Source organism: Weizmannia sp. CD-2023 (assembly GCF_036225245.1).
GTDB lineage: Bacteria > Bacillota > Bacilli > Bacillales > Bacillaceae_C > Weizmannia > Weizmannia faecalis.
This window is the reverse complement of the sequence record NZ_JARTJQ010000011.1, coordinates 1-20,086: the sequence shown is the minus strand read 5'-3', so window position 1 is coordinate 20,086 and position 20,086 is coordinate 1. Positions and strand designations below refer to the sequence as shown.

The window sequence follows — 20,086 nt, the reverse complement described above, 5'->3', positions numbered from 1 at the left end:
AGCCTTTAGGACAATCTTAACATTAGAATATGGGAAACGATTCCACATCCAACATAAAGGAGCGAAAACATGTCAGGACCATCTTTAAGGCGCGCCGACAGCCATTCGTCCATCCATGAAGCGGCTTTAAATGAAGCCCGCGATTTAACGGATTTGCTTGCACAGCTGCTCGGGAAAAAGATGCACGCGGAGGCGCTGAAAACCGCTTTGATTTTGCTTGAACATTGGGAAACAAGGACGCTCGCGCACGCCCAGGCAGAAGAGGAAGGCCTGTACCCGGAACTGCTTGCCGAAAATGAAAACATGAAAGATAAGCTCACCGCCCTTGCCCGCGACCATGATCTGATGCGGAAACTGGCACAGGCAGTGAAAAAGGATTTGCAGCAGGAAAAGCTGGGCCGGCAAACCGTCCGTCAATTTTATGCATTGATTTGTATCGATGAAATACATAATCACGAAGAAGAAAGCGTACTCCCCCATCATTAAAGAGGTGAAGTCATGAAAGAACAGCAGGAAAAACCGCTGTTTTCCGTCTCCCCGCCACTTTACCATACGTTCATGCAGACATTTGAACTGCATCATATTCATCTGTATGACGCAGATCCGGCGGGCGTTGAAAAGGAAAACGGGATTGAAGTGGTGTTACGCTACGGCGATCGTTTTCAACATGAAACAAGAAAATGCTTCTCCTTCTCCGATATTGAAAACAAAGCGCCGGAAGTGGCGGAATTTTTCAAACAAGCGGCGGAATCATGCAAAGAAGTGCTGATTGCAGATTACTACAAAATGATGAAAAGCTGATAAGGAAAGGTGAAAACATGTTCCAGTTTGAAGACGCAGATTTAATCCAAGACCGCGAAGATTTGATTGCCATCATGCGCATGCGTTTCGGCGATATCCCCCCGGCATTCATTGAAACCATTTATCAATTGAACGATCCGAATACCCTGCAGCGGCTGATTCTGGCGAGCGCCAATGCCCCGGACTTCGAAATTGTGGCAGAAGAACTCCGGGCCGAATCCGGCAGTATCCGGTTAACGGGCGAACGCTTCAATCCATTCGGGAAAGGAAATGACGGCCATGTATAAAGACAACAAGCTGCTTCAGCGGCTGCGACATTTAAAACGCGGAAAACGGATCAACGACGGCTGGACGGAAGAAAGCCCGCGCTCGCGTGATGCAGAAAAATATTACCGCAGGCGTTACGGCTACGACAACATTGTCCGCTCCACGCACGGGATCAACTGCACCGGTTCCTGCAGCTGGCGGATCTACGTGAAAGACGGGATCATCACAGCCGAGACGCAGCACACCGACTATCCGACAACCGGCAGCGACTTCCCGGAATACGAGCCGCGAGGGTGCCCACGGGGAGCGAGTTTTTCCTGGTATACGTACAGCCCGACCCGCGTAAAATTCCCCTATATTCGCCAGGACTTAATCGAACTGTGGCGGGCGGAAAAGGAAAAAGGCTATGACCCTGTCACGGCGTGGGCGAACATTGCCGGAGACGAAGCAAAACGCGCCCGGTATGTCAAAGCCAGAGGAAAAGGTGGTTTTGTCCGCACCGATTGGAAAACAGCGTGCGAAATCATCGGTGCCGCCTCGATTTACACGATAAAAACATACGGTCCCGACCGGATCGCCGGCTTCAGTCCGATCCCGGCGATGTCGATGGTCAGCTATGCCGCCGGCACCCGGTTTTTATCCTTGATCGGCGGTACAATCCTGAGCTTTTACGACTGGTACGCCGACCTCCCGCCCGCTTCCCCGCAAATCTGGGGAGAACAGACGGATGTTCCCGAAAGCGCGGACTGGTATAATGCCAAATACTTCATCATCTGGGGCACAAACCTGCCGCAAACGCGGACGCCGGATGCCCATTTTATGGTGGAATCCCGCTATAATGGGACAAAAATTGTCGGCATCAGCCCGGACTACGCCGAATACGACAAATTTGCGGATATTTGGCTGCCTGCTCGCGCCGGCACGGACGGGGCGCTTGCCCTTGCGATGACGCATGTCATTTTAAAAGAATTTTACATTGACCGCGAAACGCAATATTTTTCCGATTACGCAAAAAAATATACGGATCTCCCCTTTCTCGTTGAAATTGACGAAAAAAACGGGGATGCCCGGTCCGGCCGTTTTCTGCGGGCAACGGATCTCACGGACGGCGAAAAACTCGGCGAATGGAAAACGCTTGTCTGGGACAAGGCGACAAACAGCCCCCAAGTTCCGAACGGCAGCCAGGGCTTCCGCTGGGACGGCAGCAGCAAATGGAATCTCGAGCTGACAAAAGACGACGGCAGTGCCATCGATCCGAAGTTAAGTTTTATCGATGACTATGATGAACCCGTCATGGTTACGTTCCCTTACTTTGCTGATAAAGAAGGCGGCACGATCAAGCGGGCGGTGCCAGCTAAACGGTTAAAGACAAAAGACGGGCAGACGGTGAAGTTTACCACTGTGTTTGATCTTTTCTGCTCGCACCTCGGCGTGGATCGCGGCCTGCCCGGCGATTTCGCGGCGGATTACAATGACGCAAACGCACCGTACACCCCGGCCTGGCAGGAAAGCATTACCGGCGTGAAAAAAGCGCACGTCATCCAGGTCGCGCGCGAGTTTGCCGACAATGCCGCCCGCACAAACGGAAAATCAATGATTGCCATGGGCGGCGGGACCAATCACTGGTACCATAGCGACCAAATTTACCGCTGCATTTTAAACCTTGTCATGCTGACGGGATCACAAGGCGTAAACGGCGGCGGCTGGGCCCATTATGTCGGGCAGGAAAAAGTGCGCCCGCTCGAAGGCTGGCAGCAAATCGCCTTTGCCAATGACTGGACAAAACCGCAACGCTTCCAAAACGGTACATCCTTTTTCTACTTTGTAACCGACCAGTACCGGTATGAAGCGCGCATCAACGACAACCAGGAAGGCTGGGGCGGCCGTTTTAAAAACATGCATCCGGCAGACGTCAATGCCCTTGCAGCAAGGCTTGGCTGGCTCCCTTCTTTCCCGCAGTTTACAAAAAATTCGCTTGACCTTGTCAAAGAAGCCCGCGAAAACGGCGCAAAAGACGACCAGGAAGTCATCCAATATGTGGTGGAGCAGTTAAAGCAGGAAAAACTCGAATGGGCAATTGAAAACCCAGATGATCCGCGCAATTTTCCAAGGGTATTTTTCAACTGGCGCTCGAATCTTTTGGGTGACAGTGGAAAAGGCCATGAATATTTCGTCAAACATTTTATTGGCGGTGACGATGCCGTAATGACCGATACGGCCAACTCGTGGCAGCCGGAAACGATTAAAACAGAGGGTGAGCCGCCGCGCGGAAAAGCCGACTTGTTTGTCAGCATGGATTTTCGGATGACCAGTTCCGGCCTGTTTTCGGATATTGTTTTGCCGGCTGCCACATGGTATGAGAAATTTGACCTCTCAAGCACCGATATGCACCCGTTCGTCCACCCGTTTAACGCGGCGATCTCCCCGCCGTGGGAATCGAAAAGCGACTGGGAAGCGTTTAAAGAGATCGGAAGAACATTTTCGGAACTCGCAAAAGAGCATTTGCCGGCGTGCGAAGACCTTGTCATGACGCCGCTCGGCAAAGACACACCGAATGAAATCGGCCAGCCGTTCGGAGAAGTGAAAGACTGGCGCAAAGGCGAAGTCGAAGCGGTGCCGGGAAAAACGATGCCGAACTTCGTCATTGTCGAGCGCGACTACCCGAACGTTTTTCAAAAAATGACCACCCTCGGCCCGAACATTCAAAACGGATACGGCAGCAAAGGCATTCAGATACCCGGTGAAGGCGTTTATAAAGATTTGCTTTCCCGCCTTGGAAAATCGCGGCGGGAAGGGGTTGGAAAAGGGCTCCCGGATTTATCGTCCGATAAGCAGGCAATTGAAGCAATTCTCTTTATGTCCGGCGCCACCAACGGAAAACGAGCGGTTGAAGAATGGAAAGCACTTGAAAAGAAAACAGGACAAAAACTGGAACACATTGCCAAAGGCCGCGAAGACGAAGACTTCACCCTGCTGGATATTACCGCCCAGCCGCGCCATACGATTTCCGCGCCGGTCTGGAGCGGGCTTGAAAATGATAACCGCCGTTACGCGCCGTTTACGATGAACAAGGAATACAACATCCCGTGGCGGACACTGACAGGAAGGCAAAGCTTTTACCTGGATCATGAAGTCATGCTCGACTTCGGTGAAGGGCTGCCGCTTTATTTGCCGCCGCTTCGGCACGGGCCGTATTTAAAAGGCGAAACAGCGGCACCTGAAAACGGCAAATCGATCACGCTCCGCTACTTGACACCGCACCAAAAATGGGGCATCCATACGATGTTTACGGATACGACCCAGATGAACCATTTGTTCAGGGGATTCCAGACGGTCTGGATGAACGAGCGTGACGGGCAGTCCATCGGCATTAAAGACAATGACTGGATTGAAGTGTACAACCGGAACGGCGCGATTGCCGCGCGGGTCGTCCTCACTTACCGGATTCCGCAGGGGATGGCATATATGTACCACGCCCAGGACCGGGTATTGGGCGTTCCGGGCACGGCCGTCAGCCAAAAGCGCGGCGGTACCCATAACAGCGTCACACGCATTTCGCTAAAGCCGACTCATATGATTGGCGGTTATTCCCAGCTCAGCTACGGTTTTAATTACTACGGCCCGACCGGAAGCCAGCGGGATACCATCGCCATCATCCGGCCGCTAAAGGAGGTTAACTGGCTTTGAGAGTAAAAGCACAAGTCGCAATGGTGATGCACCTTGATAAATGCATCGGCTGTCACACCTGTTCCGTCACTTGCAAAAACATGTGGACAAACCGGCCAGGGATGGAATACATCTGGTTTAACAATGTCGAAACCCGGCCCGGTGCCGGTTACCCGAAACAATGGGAAAACACGGACCGTTTTAAAGGCGGCTGGGTGTACAAAGACGGGAAACTGAAGCTGCGCGCAGGCGGCCCCGTCACGAAACTGGCGCAAATTTTTTACAACCCGAACATGGCTAAAATAGATGATTTTTACGAACCATGGACATATGATTATGACCATCTGATCCATAGTCCGAAAAGCGACCATATTCCTGTTGCGAGACCGCGCTCGATGATCACCGGAAAACCGATTGACAAGCCCCGGTGGAGTTCAAACTGGGATGATGACCTTGCCGGCGGGAGCGAGACGACGGCGCTTGACCCGAATATGGAAAATTTGCAAAACCATATCACCGGCGAGTATGAAAAAACGTTCATGATGTACTTGCCGCGCATTTGCGAACATTGCCTTAACCCGTCGTGTGTCGCTTCCTGCCCGACCGGCGCGCTCTACAAACGCGATGAAGACGGGATTGTCCTTGTCGACCATGAAGCATGCCGCGGCTGGCGTTTTTGTATGAACGGCTGTCCGTACCATAAAGTGTATTACAACTGGAACACGCATAAAGCGGAAAAATGCAATTTCTGTTATCCGCGTACTGAAGCCGGCCTGCCGACGATCTGCTCGGAAACATGCGTCGGCCGGATCCGCTACATCGGCGTGTTGCTTTACGATGCGGACAAAGTGAAGGAAGCTGCATCGGCCCCGGATCCGAAAGCATTGTACGAATCCCAGCTGTCCGTCTTCCTTGATCCGTTTGACCCAGAAGTGATAGAGGAAGCCCATAAAGCCGGCATAACCGACGCATGGGTGAAAGCCGCGCAGGATTCCCCGGTCTATAAAATGGCGATGAAATGGAAAATTGCGCTTCCGCTCCACCCGGAATACCGGACGCTGCCAATGGTATGGTACGTGCCGCCGCTCAGCCCGATTATGAACCATCTTGAAAATGAAAACGAGTTAACCACGGACGGCTACATCCCGGCCATTGACCAGATGCGGATCCCGATGGAATATCTTGCTTCACTGCTTGCGGCAGGCGATACGGCAGTGATTCGGAAGGTGCTGCTGAAAATGGCGGCGATGCGCGTCCATATGCGCGCCAAAACGGTCGGCGGCGTGGATGAACTGAACAAAAGCAAACTGCTTGAAGAAGCCGGCATGACTGCAGAAGAAGTGGAAGATATGGCACGCCTGCTTGCCGTTGCCAAATACAGGGAACGGTTCGTCATCCCGACCGGCCGCCGCGAAATGAACGGTGACCTGTATTACAAGCAAGGCTCCTGCAGCATTGAAGAACTCGCCCCACCGGAAGGCATGGTTACGTATCCGTTTGAAAGGGGAGCAAGCAATGAATGATCGTGAAAAACTGATGTTGGCCATTGCTTCGCGGATGCTTACCTATCCGACAGAGACGCTTTACGAGGAAAAAGAGGCGGTCATCGCGGCGGCGAAAGAAACAGACGCGGCGCTTGAAAAAGCTGCTGCCGCCCTGTTTTGCCTCCCACTTTCCGAAATACAGTCTTTGTATGTGTCCACATTCGACCTTCAAGAGAAAAACGGACTGTACTTAACGTACCATGAATTTGGTGACAGCCCGAAACGCGGCGCCGCTTTCATTAAACTGCAGAAAATGATCAACGAGGCCGGTTTTGAACGCAACGACGGGGAATTGGCCGATTATATGCCAATGCTATTTGAATTTCTGGCCGTATCGGAGCCGTCACGCGAAACGGAACGCCTGTGCAAAAGGCTCGCCTATGCCGTCCAGCGGATTGCCGGCCATTTATCAGAGGAAAGCTTATATATGCCGGTTTTCTCCGTGCTGATGGAACAGATTTTTGAACAACCGAGCAAAGAAGAGATTGAAGCATTGGAACAACAGAGGGAAAAGGCCGATCTTGAAAATCTGCCTTACCCGATCATGTATTAAAGGAGGTACATACATGGCTTCTATCTTTTTATGGGTCATCTTCCCCTATGTAATGGGCACCATCATGATTTTCGGGCTGTTGTACCGGTATGCGTTCCGACAGATCAGCTGGGCGGCACCCTCCACTGAAATTTTCGAGAAAAAATGGCTCAGCATCGGCTCTCCCCTTTTTCATTGGGGCATTGTCTTTGCCTTTATCGGGCATCTCATGGGTGTCCTTATCCCGAAGCGATTTTATGAAGCCATTGGCGTACGCGATGAGCTTTACCACACGGGTGCCATTATCGGCGGCGGCATTGCCGGGCTGATGGTCGTCGCAGGGCTTGTCATTTTACTGATCCGGAGAATCAAATTTGAACGGGTGCGAATCCACGCCACATTCGCCGAATTTTTTTCCATCATTGCCCTGCTTGTAGTCGGCGGGCTTGGCGCCTATATGACCATTGTGTACAATACGACGGTCACGGCATATGAATACAGGACAACCATCGGCCCATGGTTCCGGAGCTTATTTGTCTTCCGGCCGAAACATGAACTGATGAACGATGTGCCAACGCTTTTTAAAGTGCATGTTATTGCGGCGTTTCTCTTGTTCGCTTCGATCCCGTTTACGCGCCTTGTCCACCTGTTCAGCTTTCCGGCGCGCTATCCGGTACGCGCACCACAGCAATACCGGTCCCGCGCCGGTTACAAGCGTATACCGGAAAAATGAGATGAAAGGATAAGCATATGAAAAAGATTCAACTCCCATTACAGACAATTAGTTTAGTGGCAGCTTTTATGATTTGGGTCATCCTCTCTTCTCTTCTTACCTATATAAAAGGGGACATCCCGCTGACACCGGGCGAGACTTCATGGGTGACCTCTATTCCGGTTATTCTCGGATCGCTGTTCCGAGTTCCGGTCGGGTTTTATGCAAACAGGCTCGGAGCAAGGGTGCTGTTTACATTCAGTTTCCTGTTCCTTTTGATTCCGGTGTTTTACCTGAGCATTGCCCAGTCTTTCTGGGGCCTTGTGGTCAGCGGATTTCTAATCGGGGTTGCAGGCGCCACTTTTTCGATCGGTGTCACTTCCCTTCCGAAATATTACCCGAAAGAGCGGCACGGGACGATCAACGGGATTTACGGTATGGGGAATCTCGGCACCGCTGTCACCACCTTCGCCGCGCCGGTCATTGCCAATATGGCGGGATGGCGAACCACTGTCAAGCTTTTCTGCATTCTTTTGATCGTCTTTGCTTTGCTGAATTTCTTCTTTGGAGACCGGCATGAGCCAAAAGTCAAAGTTTCGTTTGCGGAAGAATTTAAAAAAGTGTACTGTGACAGGCGGCTCTGGTTCCTCAGTATTTTTTACTTTATTACATTCGGTTCGTTCGTCGCCTTTACGGTCTACCTGCCAAACTTTTTGGTGTCGAATTTTTCCCTCACCAAAGTGGATGCCGGCATGCGGACAGCAGGATTTATTTTGCTGGCAACATTGCTGCGGCCACTCGGCGGATTTCTGTCCGATAAATTTAATCCGTATACGGTGCTGGCGTTTACTTTTATAGGACTGACCCTTTCCGGCATCCTGCTTTCCTTCAGCCTCGGGATTACGCTGTTTACGATCGGCTGCCTTGCCATCGCTTTTTGCGCAGGGGTCGGCAATGGTGCAGTTTTCAAGCTTGTTCCGCTTTATTTCTCAAACCAGGCAGGCACGGTAAATGGCATTGTCGCGGCTGCCGGCGGGCTCGGCGGTTTCTTTCCCCCGCTCCTTTTAACATTCGTTCACGGGCTAACCAAAAGCTATGCGATCGGCTTTATGTCCCTTTCGGAAGTGGCCCTCGCAAGCCTTGTGCTCGTTTTCTGGATGAGATTCAGCGAGCAAAACCGGGTGCCGGGATAACCGCCCGGCTTCTTTTTTAGGGGCACGCAAAGGAATCCGAATTAGAATGAATATATTATTTTTTTCTCCCAATCAGTAGTGTTATGCTTATGCATAGAGGTTTCTTTTTCATTCATCGGGATATGAAGAAAAAGAAGCCCTTCAAAAAACCTTATAAGGAGAGATCATGATGAACCAAACGCAGTTCGACAAAGTCAAGAACGGAAAAGGTTTTATTGCGGCGCTCGACCAAAGCGGCGGCAGCACACCGAAAGCATTGGCAAACTACGGCGTGCCGGAAGATGCCTATTCAAACGAAGACGAAATGTTTGATCTTATCCACCAAATGCGGACAAGAATCATCACTTCGCCAGCTTTTGACGGCAAATACATCCTCGGCGCCATTTTATTCGAACAAACGATGGACCGCCAGATTGAAGGCTTGTACACTGCGGAATACCTGGCTGAGAAAAAAGGCGTTGTCCCATTTTTAAAAGTGGACAAAGGGCTTGCAAATCTTGAAAACGGTGTTCAACTGATGAAGCCGATCCCGGATCTTGATGCCACACTTCGGCGTGCAAATGAACACCATATTTTCGGAACAAAAATGCGCTCTGTCATTAAGGAAGCCAACCCGGAAGGCATTAAAGCTGTGGTTGACCAACAGTTTGAATTGGCAAAGCAAATCCTCGCGGCAGGCCTCGTTCCGATTATTGAACCGGAAGTAGATATCCATAGTGCAGACAAAGAAAAATGCGAAGAATTGTTGAAGACAGAACTGCTCAACCATCTGAACCAATTGTCGGAAAATGATAATGTGATGCTGAAGCTCACCATTCCGACAGTGCCAAACGTATACAAGGAATTGGTTGAGCACCCGCGCGTTGTCCGCGTTGTTGCCCTTTCCGGCGGCTATTCCCGCGATGAAGCCAATCAAAAACTGAAAGAAAACGATGGCATCATCGCAAGCTTTTCGCGTGCTTTAACCGGGGAACTCAACGCCAGCCAGACAGATGAAGAATTTAATGCCGCTTTGGAAAAAGCAGTAAAATCGATCTATGATGCTTCTGTCAATAAAAACTAACAGAAACCAGCAGGGCGACCGCAGTCCTGCTGGTTTTTTATTTGGATGATGGCGGCGGGAAGATTTTTTCAGACTGAAAAGATGCATTTTGCGGGAGAGACCGCGCAAAAAAACCATCATGTTTCCCCGCTTTGTGCATATGTATCGTAAAAAAGAAAGGAATGGCGCCATGACAAAATGGGATCAAAAAATTGATTGGCTTATCAACAGGCTTAAACAGGACCAGTCTTCTGATGGTTCATGGGCCTATCCGTTCGACACCGGCACCACAACCGATGCCTACATGATCATTCTGTTAAGGACGCTGGTGGTTCAGGAAGACCAATTGATCCGGGGGCTCGCGCAAAGAATTTTAAGCAAACAGTCCGATAACGGGGCATGGAAGCTTTTCGCCGATGAAGAAAACGGCGGCAATCTTTCTGCGACAGTTGAAGCATATTACGCCCTGCTCGCCTCCAGATTTGTCAAAAAGGACGATCCGCGGCTTGTTTCTGCAAAAAAATTCATTCTCGAACACGGCGGCATCCAAAATACAAGCATGTTCACCAAAATCATGCTGGCCATCACCGGGAAATACAAATGGCCTGCTTTTTCGCCTTTTCCGGTTGAAATGATCCTGCTGCCCGCTGCCTGCCCGATTAACCTTTATCAATTTTCCATTTTCGGCCGGGCGAACCTCATTCCCATCATGATTCTTGCATCCCGGAAATTCAGCATGAAAATGAAAAACAGCCCGGACTTAAGCGATCTATTTTCGGCGCGGCACCCCGGGCATTCATGGCCGGAAAACAGGGACCTACTGGATTTGATCGGAGAAGAACTGAAAAAAATAAGCGAATTTCCGGAAAGATTGCACGCATCAGCTCTCGACCGCGCGAAAAAATACATGCTTGCCCGCATCGAACCGGACGGCACCTTTTACAGCTATTTCAGCGCCACATTTCTGATGATCTTCGCACTCCTTTCACTCGGCCATTTTAAAAACGGCCCGATTATCCAAAACGCCGTAAAAGGCCTGCTGTCCATGGCAACAGTGATTGACGGCCTGCCCCATATGCAATATACAACCGCGAACGTCTGGAATACGGCTCTTATCAGCTACGCCATGCAAAATGCGGGCGTGCCCAAAGAAGATGAGACAGTGGCTGCCGCCAACCGGTATCTGCTTTCCCGCCAGCACAACCGGAGCGGCGACTGGAAAATCCATAACCCGCACAGTGCGCCGGGGGGATGGGGTTTTTCCGATATCAACACGATCAACCCGGATGTCGACGACACCACTGCGGCTTTGCGGGCGCTCATCCGGGAAGCGTCGGGTGACACACGAACGCGTGAAGCATGGAAGCGCGGCGTAAACTGGACAGTTTCCATGCAAAACCGGGACGGCGGCTGGGCCGCATTTGAAAAAAACGTCCACGGAAAATGGCTCAAACTCATCCCGGTTGAAAAAGCGGAATATTTGCTTGGTGACCCGTCCAGTGCTGATTTAACCGGCAGGACGCTTGAATTTTTAGGGAATTATACGAATCTGGAAAATCGCCATCCCGCCATGGAAGAAGGCGCAGACTGGCTGATCAGGCATCAGCGCAAAGACGGCTCATGGTACGGCCGCTGGGGAATCTGTTATTTGTACGGCACATGGGCGGCATCCACCGGTTTGGCTGCTTCCGGGATCCCCGCTTCCCGCCCGGCACTCAAACGGGCAGCCGGCTGGATCCAATCGGTACAAAACCATGACGGCGGCTGGGGCGAATCATGCCGGAGCGACATCCACTTTGAAATCTTTGTAAATCCCCTGGTAAACCCCTTTATGCCCGGTATGGGAAAATGAAATGGCGCCGTCGACGTCATATTTGGCGATGGCAGACTGGGCGTCCTCGAGGTTTTCGCTGATGTCTTTCAGGCTGCCGATCATGCCCTTGCCCACTGCGCCAAGCCCGATTAAATTGCCAATCCCGCTTCTGGTATTTTCCCAATCTGAAGGTGTATATTTGACATCCATCCGGTTATACCTCCAGTTTCGTAATATTTTCGTTCAGTTCGAGCATGGTGCTTAATATACCAATAACATTTGCCATTTATTTTACTCCTTCAATAAAGTGCAATTATCATGCAGGGCATCAATGATATGTTCCAGTTTCTCACGGGCTTCGTTTAACAGCCCAAGGTCTGTGGGGTAAACAATATCAGCCAGCCACAGGTTGCGTCCAAAATGAGCTTTCCTATGTTCTTCGTTTTGGGAGAAGCCGATTTAATTGAATTCTATTCTATTCAGAAGCAGAACCGGAAGGTTGATGAGAATCATCGTTGTCATTTTCCTTGGATGTTTCTTCCAATTGGCGTTCTTGTTCTTCCAGAACGATCCATTCATTCAGTTCATTGATGATATTCGCTTTTTAAAACGAGTCATCAGAGAATGATCGAAAGGGGCTTTTTCCTGAAATTCAGGCAAACCGATAAAATACTGAAGATACAGGTTTTCTGTGATCTGTTCGACCGTTTCCCGGTCAGATAGCCCAAGGCGTTCTTTAATGTAGAGAGCTCCAAGAGCGATTCTGACAGAATAAGCCTTTTCTCCTTTGAATTTTTTCTTGAAGGACTTGGCATACTTTGCTTCGGCCTTCCACCACGGGATTAATTCAGCAAGACGGACCCAGCGATTTTCTTTATTTCATTTTCCACCGAATAGTAGGAAAAAACCATCTACAAAAGTTAATTGATGCTCGGTCTTTTTGTACATCGTAACGGCCTCCAAGTGCAAGGTTTTTTACGTGTTTCCTATGAAATCCTTACACTTTATATTCGACGAAAGTAGCCGAGATCCTTGTCAAATCTGAAATTTTCGCTTATTCAGCAAGCTCTAATGACTGACTTTTTGGACAGCCCCTTCTTTGTTTCCCAATATTAAACGCTCACCCTTATGTTCATATATTTCGTATAGTCATTGTTTGCATTTCTGTTTGGATCAAACCCGTTGATTTCCGGAATGAATACGGAAAGAATTTGAATAACCATAGTAATCCCTAAAACGGACTGGGTATATGGGTGATGCTGTATATTGATCACCATTGGATCTTTTATTTTTTTCCGCCGGGCATTAATCATCATGACTTTATCTGTTTTTGTCCGTAAATAGCGGAATGTTTTTTCGATAAAAGGGGCGTTGGAATCTTCACTGTTTAATAGGATGACACTGCTGTTTTGATTGATTGCCCTGTGCATTCCGTGAGAAAATTCTTCAATATCGTTAAAAGCAGCCGGCATGCACATCGTTTCCATTAATTTTAACTGCCCCTCCAAAGCCGTTCCGTAATTCATTCCCGATCCGATTACAAACACATTCTTCATCCCGTTCCCGAATTTCGTCGCCTTGCACCAGTCAACTGTGCTTGCAAAAATATCCGGCAGCTCCTCCACGGAAGACGACAGTTCATGGTAAATAGTATGGAATTGATTTGCGCTTATCTTTCTTTTTTTGCAGGCGAGATGCACAGCAAAGCGCAGCAGTACAACGAGTGTAGCACTGTATCCTTTTGTTTTGGCATTGCTTTTTTCCTCTCCGCAATGGAGGAGCAATTGATAATCGGAACCCGCATATAAAGGGGATGCCTGCACATCCGTTATGCCTAAAACTTTAAATCCCAGCCTTCTTGCTTTTTCAACCGCTTCGAGTGTCCCCCGGCTTGTCCCTGTCTGGGAAATGGAAATGACCAATGTTTTGTCCCGGTCTTCAAAATCGATCGTCGTACAGTTAGACAAAAAATTTCCGGGTGTATAACAGTAGACGCGCACGTTGGCATAAGACGATAAAAAATTTGAAGCAACGGTTGCCGCGTTAAAAGAACTGCCGTGGCTGACGAAGTAGACTGCTTCTATCCCCGTATCCACCCGGCTCATCACTTCCCGGACATCTTCTGCTCCTAGTGCATGCTTTAAAACTTGCGCTTCTTCTTTTATATATTGCCACATCCTGCTTTTCATCCAGCCAGCCTCCGTATTTCCAAATGGACTATATGGTATAGTGTATATACCATTTATATATGCAATATTTTCCTTTACAATAGGACAGATCTGCTATAAATTTTACAATGCATCATCATCAATATTGCCGGCAGCTTCCGTTTTAAAAACCCCAATTTGATTCTTTCCGTTTGCCAATGCATTTTGCACAATCTCATCCACGCTTGTTCCCATATTCCGAGTCATCACTGCTTCAATTAACATTCCTAAATTCACGCCGTAAATCACTTTTATCCTGTCATCTTTCATCGCCTTCATGATGGCTGTATTAAAAGGGGATCCGCTTAGTAAATCTGCAAACACAATCATATGATCACATTCTTCCAGCTGTAAAACAGCCCGGTCCAAGTTTTTTTCCAATTCAACCGCTGTATCGCCGTTTGGAAAGTTTACACAGACATATGATTCCTGTTTTCCAAGAACAAGCTCCAATGCGGATGTAATGCCTGTTGCAAATTCGCCATGTCCCGTTACAATAATACCAATCATCAGACTACCGCCTTTCTTCCAATTCTATGATCCCGATTACATCTTTTAATGAATGAACCTGGTAATTCGCAAGACTTACATCAAACCGGAATACCGGGTCGAGAACCGCTGCTACTTTTATGCCGGCAGCTTTTGCCGCTTGCACGCCGTAGTTTGAGTCCTCCACAGCCAGCAACGCCTCTACATTGACGTGCATCTCTCTTGCAGTGTATTGGTAAATCTCCGGGTGCGGTTTGGTTTCTTTAAACATTTCGCCGCTTACAACCGTGTGAAAATAATAATCAATATGGCATGTCTCCAACACCCGGCGGATCATTTCCATTTTAGAAGATGACGCAAGCCCGATCTTTTTGTGGCATGAAGCCAAATATGCCAATGTTTCATGTACATAAGGCTTAAGGATTTGTGCATAATCAATCGTAATTTCCCTGAAGTAAGCATCTTTCAGCCTTCCTGCTTTCTCCGCAGAAATATTTAACAGACCGGCAACAAATTCATCTTCCATCTGAGGGCTTGCGCCCGCAATAAAGTTCAACGCGGTAATCTCCAAGTCTATATTTTGGGACTTCAGAAATTCATGAAAATGGTGCCGGTACTGCACTTCACTGTCAATAAGCACGCCGTCCATGTCAAAGATTACGCCCTCTATCATTTATTCTTCCGGCAAATGGGCTAAAGGTTCCTCAAAAGGATTAACACTGGTATCAATTCCGATATCTTTTGCCCCTTTTGCAGCAACAAATTGAAACGGAACGGTAAACATGAGCGGCGCCAGGTATTTATTGGTTTTTACATGAAACACGATGTCTCTTTCATCTGCATCGATCTGTTTATAAGTGACGACATGGACCCTGTCCGTATATTTCTTAAATGCTTTTCTAAAGAGCAGCATTCTTTCAAACTCAGCTTCGTCTGAGCCAATGAAAAAGATGGTCTGCCTTTTGTCCAAAGCCATCGTCGGTCCGTGGGAATATTCTTCGATTTCGTATCCGATCGTAGGAATGCGGAGCATTTCACCGATTTTCAGCATGCCTTCCAAAGCGGAGCCGAAGTCTACGCCATACCCCAGTACATAAAGCCGGTCACTGTTAACAATCGTGGTTTTATTGCGATCATACCAGGCTTCACTTTCTTCAATCATCGCTTCAAAACGGTCTGTTAGATCTTTTGCTTCCTCAATTGCCTGATTATATTGTTCCCCGCTGTAGACGCCCAATTCTTTTGCCGTTGAAACAGCCCACAAGTACAAGGTGAGAACCGTAACGGTGTATCCCCTTGTTTCCGGCGGCGTCAGCTCTTTGCCACAGAGCAGGTGGACGACATGGTCTACATGTTTTGTAATCTCGCTTTCCAGGTTTTCTGTTAATGCCAAGGTGATATACCCATTTTGCTTTGCATGCTCCATCACTTCAACCGTCGAGCGCGATGTCCCCGACTGGCTGATGCCGACAAACAAAATTTCCTCTTTTCCCAGCGTATTTGTCCAGTCCGCTTTTTCATAGTTTTTAAAAACAGTCGGATAATTGCCCGCTGCATCTATTCCCACAATTTGTTTAAAATAGTGGGCAGCAATCACAGAAGCATTATAGGAAGTGCCGGATCCAAAAAACAATACTTTCTTAATTGGATACTTTTTAAAAACTTCTACAAAAGGGGCCACAAATTCATCTTTTCTTTCCAGTGCCTCTCTTAATGCCCTCGGCTGATCTTTGATATATCCAAGTACGGTTGCTTTTTCCATTGTTTTCACCTCATAAGCCTTTGATTAGTTGGTTTAAATCCACAGGCGGTTCGTTCGGCACCATTTGCGAAACCAATTGAACCCCTTGTCCGGATAAGTATTTAAAATCTTCCTTATCCTGTTCCGAAACATATACCGTGCCTTTCACATGTTCTGTACCTGGTTTATTGGCCATATTTCCGACAGTAATTTTAGAAATAGGATAACCCAGTTCCACCATTTTTCTCAGCGGGGCCGGCCCTTCACACAAAATCATGACTCTGCTGCCCTTGTCCAAATTTCTTTTCAGCTTATCAGCCGCTGTTGCCGCACTTAAAATGGATAACTTCACTTTACTCGGGCAGCCAAACTTTAATGCCGTTTTCCGCAGTTCATCGTTGCAAATTTTGTCATCCGCGATAACGATCTTGTCAACATTAAAATGAGGAATCCAATATCCGCAAACCTGGCCATGGATTAACCTGTCATCAATTCTTACTTCTACAATCGCCATTTCATTTAACCTCCTATAATCCCAAATACGCCTAAGATAAAGCCAATAACAACAATAGATGAAATGATTTTCGTGACCTTTATTTGCTTTTTAATTGCCCAGAAGATCCCCAAAGTTGTCAATAAAGGCAAAAGCTTCGGCATGATTTGGTTTAAATATGTTTGGATCACGACTTTCTGCCCTGCAATGGCAAAATGCAGCGGTGAAGTAATGTTGATCTGTGATGCAATCATACAGCCAATGGCCATTACCCCGACGATGCCAGCGCAATAAGTAAACAACTGCATTTTTCCGGATTCCTGTAAATCGGATAGGATTTTGCTGCCCTGGGCGTATCCGATTTTCAATCCGTACCAGCGGGTTAAAAATGTCGGGATGTTGAATAAAATCAGCATGATGAGTGGCGCTAAGATATTCCCCTGCTTTGCAAATGAAACCCCGATTGAACAGGCGATGATCCGGAAAATCCCCCAAAAGAAGGTGTCGCCGATCCCGCTAAGCGGCCCCATTAATGCAACTTTGACAGCGTTGATGGAAGACCGGTCCATATTCGGGTCCTCTTTTGCCTGCTCTTCCATGGCAACTGAAATTCCCATTACAAACGGTGCGGGGGCAATCGTCATATTAAAGGCTTCCATATGGCGATGGTATGCCTGCTTTAAGCCTTCCGGATCATCTTTGTAAATTTTTTTCAACTCCGGCATGATGGAAAACATGTAACCGAGGGCTTCCATCCGCTCATAGTTGAATGAGTTCAATAGCGTAAAAGAGCGCCAAAATGTTTTTCTAAAATCTTTTTTCGTAATATTATTCTTTTCGCTGATAACCTGATTGCTCATAGCTCTTCATCCTCCTCTCCTCCGGCATGAGTACTGCTGATACCGGCAATTTTATTGGTTCCAAGCAAGTACACAAACAGTGCTGCCGCAACCCCGAGAAGGGTGACTGCAATCGTGTTTAACCCCGAGAAGGCCGTAATAGCAAACCCTGCAATAAAAAACGGAATTAAGGTTTTTTCCATTAAAATATTCAGCAGCAGGGCAAATCCCAATGCAGGCAAAATGACCGCTACTGCATTTAAGCCGTTGTTCGCCCAATCCGGCAATCCTTTTACAACGGACTCAATTGCATTATTTCCAAAATAAATGACAATAAAGGTCAGAACAGCATACATGGATGCCGTAATCATCCCGCAAATGATGTGGATAAAAATCATTTGCTTTTCTTTCAAGTCGTCAATCAATTTATCAACGCGGTGCATCAAAACAGAATAGGAAGTCATGAGAAAAGTATTCAAAAATTGCATAATCACTGCAACCGGCAAACCGAAAGTAATGGCAACTTCCGCACCTTTCCCGGTTAAAATCGCCACTGCCGTTCCAATGGTCCCTCCCGCGCCAATATCCAGCTGAGCGGTCGGTCCGATTCCCGTTGCGCCCATCCAAATAATCTGGAGCTGTGCGCCAATTAAAAGGCCAAGTTTTACATCCCCTAAAATCAAACCAACCAGGAACCCAGTAACAATTGGTTCGCGGAACTTCATTTCACCGAAAAAGTTGCCATCCAGATTGGACAATGCGACAACCCCGGCAATGAGAATTGCCTGGATCAGCGTAACATGCATTTCACTTCCTCCTTTGTTTAGAGTATTTCAGAAAGTAAAGTGTACACATTTTAAGCGTTTACAACTGTAAATCACCCCGCTTTAAGATTCCATTCCTTTATCAGAGTTTGGTTAACTGGTATATATACCATACCAGTTACTATCATTATAATCCATTTGTTAAAGAAAGCAATGGTTTTTTATAAAAAATTTTTGAAAGTTTATTTCAGTCTGTATGTAAGTGTTTACAAAATTTTATTTCAGAAAAAATGGAAGAGCGTTCCGTTTGTAACATCTGACGTTCTTCCATCTATCTTCTTATTCTATATTTTTCTTTTTGTTGAAAACTGAAACGATGTAAATTCCGGTTTATTATAAGACAACGTATACTCCACCAAATGTCCCTCTTTGTCATACCCATAGTAGGTGAAAAAAAAGACCTTTTTCCCCTTCTTGATTTCCAATGCCGGGGCATAGTTATCCGGAACATCCCTGATTTGTAAATCAGAAGTCAATCTAACAGGATAATGGCCATGCAAATCCATATAATCATATAGAGAATTATTTGCAAAATCATACCGGTCGGTTTCTTTGAAATAACTGCAAGGGAAATAACTTTCCTGCACTGCATATGGCTTTCCATTTATAAACGACAGCCTGATCAGTTCATAAACTTGGTGAGAATCCGGAAACGCATTTTTCAGCTCACCGACTGCATCGATTTGTTTTAATGAGAGCACAATTCTGGAAGAGTTTAATCCGCCTTTCCGGATTGACATGCTTAAACTGACGTCTCCGCTGCCAAGCTCAACCTTATCCTGGAGATCAGGTATTTTTTCGACAAAGGTGCCTTTTCCCTGAATCGCCTTCAAGTACCCTTCTTGCCGCAAGCATTTAATTGCTTTTCTTACAGTAAGCCGGTTAATGCCGTACAACTCTGCCATTTCCCTTTCAGACATAATTTTATCACCGACTTTATACTCCCCATTCATAATTTTCTCTTTAATGCTGTTCATTAATTGAATGTACAGGGTGTCATTCGTCATCTTAAATTCATCTCGCTTTTAAACCGGTAAAAGTCCGGATCCGAGATGATCTCGGTGTACTGTAACGGTTCATGGTTTTGAATCAATATTGTTTCCTTTAACATTAAAACTTCCGCATCATCCGGTAAATTCAACAACTGCTTCTCTTTTTCATTTGCATTGACAATTAAGATCTCCTCATCCGTCTGTAAAATCTCCAGTCCGAATTCTCTTTTTAAAATTAAAAAAAGCGGTTCATGATTGAAGTCCATTTCTTCGATGCCCGGAACTTTTTTATAATCTATATATATTTTTTCAATTGCCCTTGGCTGTTCCTCTACGTATCTCACTCTTTCCAGATAAAAAATTTTTGAAGCGAGCGGTATTTCTAAAATCTTACTGATATATCGGTTACACTCTTGTACGTTTTTTCTTAATATTTCATATTTTACTGAATGCTCTTTGGCGAAATCGAGATCAGCAATAAATGAAAATTCCCCAATTTGGCGAACAATATAAGCTTCTTCTCCCACTGGTATACCTCCTTTAAAAAAATGTATACCATTATCGTATTGGAATCTTTATCTAAAAGCAATCTTACTTTGCAAGATTTCCTTACAATTTTTTATATGACTGGAAGTAATGGACATTGAAAAATCCCCACTCTTGAAGAGTGAAGACTCCACTTTCAATGCATGCCTCCCCATTTCCATCTTTCTTACTTTTTCCGTGTGCTAGTGTTGGTCGCCGTCCCCATCGCCCGGCTGCTGCAGCCAAAGCCTTCCTTGTTCTTTTACTCTGACACAGTCCAAATGATGAGAAGAGAATACCGCCCTTTAGGCCGGCACTTGCCGCTTTTTTCTCCACTTTTCATATAACCACTGCGCCCCATATAATAAGTAGGGCTTGCTGAATAAGCAAAAATTCCAGATTTGAC

General features: G+C 47.1%; 20 protein-coding genes and 1 pseudogene. 10 read left to right on the top strand and 11 right to left on the bottom strand.

Features of this window, described 5'->3' with window-relative positions; translation table 11 throughout:
- The first annotated feature begins 69 nt into the window (after positions 1-69).
- From P9687_RS01485 to P9687_RS01440, 10 genes are all read left to right on the top strand, one after another.
- Entirely contained in the window at positions 70-486 is a 417-nt protein-coding gene (locus tag P9687_RS01485) for a hemerythrin domain-containing protein (protein ID WP_014097125.1), read from the top strand.
- Positions 487-498: 12 nt separating this feature from the next.
- The gene (locus tag P9687_RS01480; protein WP_035183526.1) at positions 499-801 is read left to right on the top strand and encodes a hypothetical protein; all 303 of its coding nucleotides are present in this window, start codon (positions 499-501) and stop codon (positions 799-801) included.
- A gap of 17 nt (positions 802-818) precedes the next feature.
- Complete coding sequence (locus tag P9687_RS01475) at positions 819-1,088, top strand: hypothetical protein (protein WP_035183524.1); 270 nt, start codon at positions 819-821, stop codon at positions 1,086-1,088.
- Entirely contained in the window at positions 1,081-4,755 is a 3,675-nt protein-coding gene (locus tag P9687_RS01470) for a nitrate reductase subunit alpha (RefSeq protein ID WP_046720895.1), read from the top strand. Before P9687_RS01475 ends, P9687_RS01470 begins: the two co-directional genes overlap by 8 nt.
- Positions 4,752-6,257 carry a nitrate reductase subunit beta gene (narH, locus tag P9687_RS01465; RefSeq protein ID WP_046720894.1) on the top strand — a complete coding sequence of 502 codons (1,506 nt, stop codon included), beginning with the start codon at positions 4,752-4,754 and terminating at the stop codon, positions 6,255-6,257. Before P9687_RS01470 ends, narH begins: the two co-directional genes overlap by 4 nt.
- Positions 6,250-6,831: a nitrate reductase molybdenum cofactor assembly chaperone gene (narJ, locus tag P9687_RS01460; RefSeq protein ID WP_026684107.1), complete on the top strand. Its 582-nt coding sequence runs from the start codon at positions 6,250-6,252 to the stop codon at positions 6,829-6,831. Before narH ends, narJ begins: the two co-directional genes overlap by 8 nt.
- Before the next feature lie 13 nt (positions 6,832-6,844).
- Positions 6,845-7,543, top strand: a complete 699-nt coding sequence (narI, locus tag P9687_RS01455) for a respiratory nitrate reductase subunit gamma (protein ID WP_014097119.1) — start codon at positions 6,845-6,847, stop codon at positions 7,541-7,543.
- Positions 7,544-7,560: 17 nt separating this feature from the next.
- Positions 7,561-8,715: a nitrate/nitrite transporter gene (locus P9687_RS01450; protein WP_061577157.1), complete on the top strand. Its 1,155-nt coding sequence runs from the start codon at positions 7,561-7,563 to the stop codon at positions 8,713-8,715.
- 169 nt (positions 8,716-8,884) lie between these two features.
- Positions 8,885-9,778 (top strand): fructose bisphosphate aldolase, encoded by an 894-nt coding sequence (locus P9687_RS01445; protein ID WP_168985592.1) that lies wholly within the window; start codon positions 8,885-8,887, stop codon positions 9,776-9,778.
- 169 nt (positions 9,779-9,947) lie between these two features.
- On the top strand, positions 9,948-11,609 hold the full coding sequence (locus tag P9687_RS01440; protein WP_237340419.1) for a terpene cyclase/mutase family protein: 1,662 nt from the start codon (positions 9,948-9,950) through the stop codon (positions 11,607-11,609).
- Here P9687_RS01440 and P9687_RS01435 read toward each other — a convergent pair.
- The 11 genes and pseudogenes from P9687_RS01435 to P9687_RS01385 form a co-directional block, all read right to left on the bottom strand.
- Positions 11,532-11,780 (bottom strand): hypothetical protein, encoded by a 249-nt coding sequence (locus tag P9687_RS01435; protein WP_168985594.1) that lies wholly within the window; start codon positions 11,778-11,780, stop codon positions 11,532-11,534. The two genes, P9687_RS01440 and P9687_RS01435, sit on opposite strands and share 78 nt — an antisense overlap.
- A 381-nt stretch (positions 11,781-12,161) precedes the next feature.
- Positions 12,162-12,443: pseudogene (locus P9687_RS17280) on the bottom strand (transposase); the annotation flags it as partial.
- Positions 12,444-12,682: 239 nt separating this feature from the next.
- Positions 12,683-13,759 carry an SIS domain-containing protein gene (locus tag P9687_RS01425; RefSeq protein WP_168985595.1) on the bottom strand — a complete coding sequence of 359 codons (1,077 nt, stop codon included), beginning with the start codon at positions 13,757-13,759 and terminating at the stop codon, positions 12,683-12,685.
- 102 nt (positions 13,760-13,861) lie between these two features.
- Positions 13,862-14,287, bottom strand: coding sequence for a PTS galactosamine/N-acetylgalactosamine transporter subunit IIA (agaF, locus tag P9687_RS01420; protein ID WP_168985596.1), 426 nt, complete (start codon positions 14,285-14,287; stop codon positions 13,862-13,864).
- 4 nt (positions 14,288-14,291) lie between these two features.
- Positions 14,292-14,939 carry an HAD family hydrolase gene (locus P9687_RS01415; protein ID WP_168985597.1) on the bottom strand — a complete coding sequence of 216 codons (648 nt, stop codon included), beginning with the start codon at positions 14,937-14,939 and terminating at the stop codon, positions 14,292-14,294.
- On the bottom strand, positions 14,940-16,028 hold the full coding sequence (locus tag P9687_RS01410) for an SIS domain-containing protein (protein ID WP_168985598.1): 1,089 nt from the start codon (positions 16,026-16,028) through the stop codon (positions 14,940-14,942).
- Between the two features lie 10 nt (positions 16,029-16,038).
- On the bottom strand, positions 16,039-16,521 hold the full coding sequence (locus P9687_RS01405; protein ID WP_168985599.1) for a PTS system mannose/fructose/N-acetylgalactosamine-transporter subunit IIB: 483 nt from the start codon (positions 16,519-16,521) through the stop codon (positions 16,039-16,041).
- A 5-nt stretch (positions 16,522-16,526) separates the two neighbouring features.
- On the bottom strand, positions 16,527-17,360 hold the full coding sequence (locus P9687_RS01400; RefSeq protein ID WP_161655819.1) for a PTS system mannose/fructose/sorbose family transporter subunit IID: 834 nt from the start codon (positions 17,358-17,360) through the stop codon (positions 16,527-16,529).
- On the bottom strand, positions 17,357-18,145 hold the full coding sequence (locus P9687_RS01395; protein WP_168985600.1) for a PTS mannose/fructose/sorbose/N-acetylgalactosamine transporter subunit IIC: 789 nt from the start codon (positions 18,143-18,145) through the stop codon (positions 17,357-17,359). Before P9687_RS01395 ends, P9687_RS01400 begins: the two co-directional genes overlap by 4 nt.
- Before the next feature lie 302 nt (positions 18,146-18,447).
- Positions 18,448-19,170, bottom strand: a complete 723-nt coding sequence (locus P9687_RS01390) for a GntR family transcriptional regulator (RefSeq protein WP_328228494.1) — start codon at positions 19,168-19,170, stop codon at positions 18,448-18,450.
- Complete coding sequence (locus P9687_RS01385; RefSeq protein WP_061574214.1) at positions 19,167-19,682, bottom strand: GntR family transcriptional regulator; 516 nt, start codon at positions 19,680-19,682, stop codon at positions 19,167-19,169. Before P9687_RS01385 ends, P9687_RS01390 begins: the two co-directional genes overlap by 4 nt.
- Positions 19,683-20,086 lie beyond the last annotated feature (404 nt).

Coding starts and splice junctions, on each gene's coding strand:
- P9687_RS01485 (WP_014097125.1), top strand. CDS start 70: ATGTCAGGACCATCTTTAAGGCGCGCCGACAGCCATTCGTCCATCCAT.
- P9687_RS01480 (WP_035183526.1), top strand. CDS start 499: ATGAAAGAACAGCAGGAAAAACCGCTGTTTTCCGTCTCCCCGCCACTT.
- P9687_RS01475 (WP_035183524.1), top strand. CDS start 819: ATGTTCCAGTTTGAAGACGCAGATTTAATCCAAGACCGCGAAGATTTG.
- P9687_RS01470 (WP_046720895.1), top strand. CDS start 1,081: ATGTATAAAGACAACAAGCTGCTTCAGCGGCTGCGACATTTAAAACGC.
- narJ (WP_026684107.1), top strand. CDS start 6,250: ATGAATGATCGTGAAAAACTGATGTTGGCCATTGCTTCGCGGATGCTT.
- narI (WP_014097119.1), top strand. CDS start 6,845: ATGGCTTCTATCTTTTTATGGGTCATCTTCCCCTATGTAATGGGCACC.
- P9687_RS01450 (WP_061577157.1), top strand. CDS start 7,561: ATGAAAAAGATTCAACTCCCATTACAGACAATTAGTTTAGTGGCAGCT.
- P9687_RS01445 (WP_168985592.1), top strand. CDS start 8,885: ATGAACCAAACGCAGTTCGACAAAGTCAAGAACGGAAAAGGTTTTATT.
- P9687_RS01440 (WP_237340419.1), top strand. CDS start 9,948: ATGACAAAATGGGATCAAAAAATTGATTGGCTTATCAACAGGCTTAAA.
- P9687_RS01435 (WP_168985594.1), bottom strand. CDS start 11,780: ATGGATGTCAAATATACACCTTCAGATTGGGAAAATACCAGAAGCGGG.
- P9687_RS01425 (WP_168985595.1), bottom strand. CDS start 13,759: ATGAAAAGCAGGATGTGGCAATATATAAAAGAAGAAGCGCAAGTTTTA.
- agaF (WP_168985596.1), bottom strand. CDS start 14,287: ATGATTGGTATTATTGTAACGGGACATGGCGAATTTGCAACAGGCATT.
- P9687_RS01415 (WP_168985597.1), bottom strand. CDS start 14,939: ATGATAGAGGGCGTAATCTTTGACATGGACGGCGTGCTTATTGACAGT.
- P9687_RS01410 (WP_168985598.1), bottom strand. CDS start 16,028: ATGGAAAAAGCAACCGTACTTGGATATATCAAAGATCAGCCGAGGGCA.
- P9687_RS01405 (WP_168985599.1), bottom strand. CDS start 16,521: ATGGCGATTGTAGAAGTAAGAATTGATGACAGGTTAATCCATGGCCAG.
- P9687_RS01400 (WP_161655819.1), bottom strand. CDS start 17,360: ATGAGCAATCAGGTTATCAGCGAAAAGAATAATATTACGAAAAAAGAT.
- P9687_RS01395 (WP_168985600.1), bottom strand. CDS start 18,145: ATGCATGTTACGCTGATCCAGGCAATTCTCATTGCCGGGGTTGTCGCA.
- P9687_RS01390 (WP_328228494.1), bottom strand. CDS start 19,170: ATGACGAATGACACCCTGTACATTCAATTAATGAACAGCATTAAAGAG.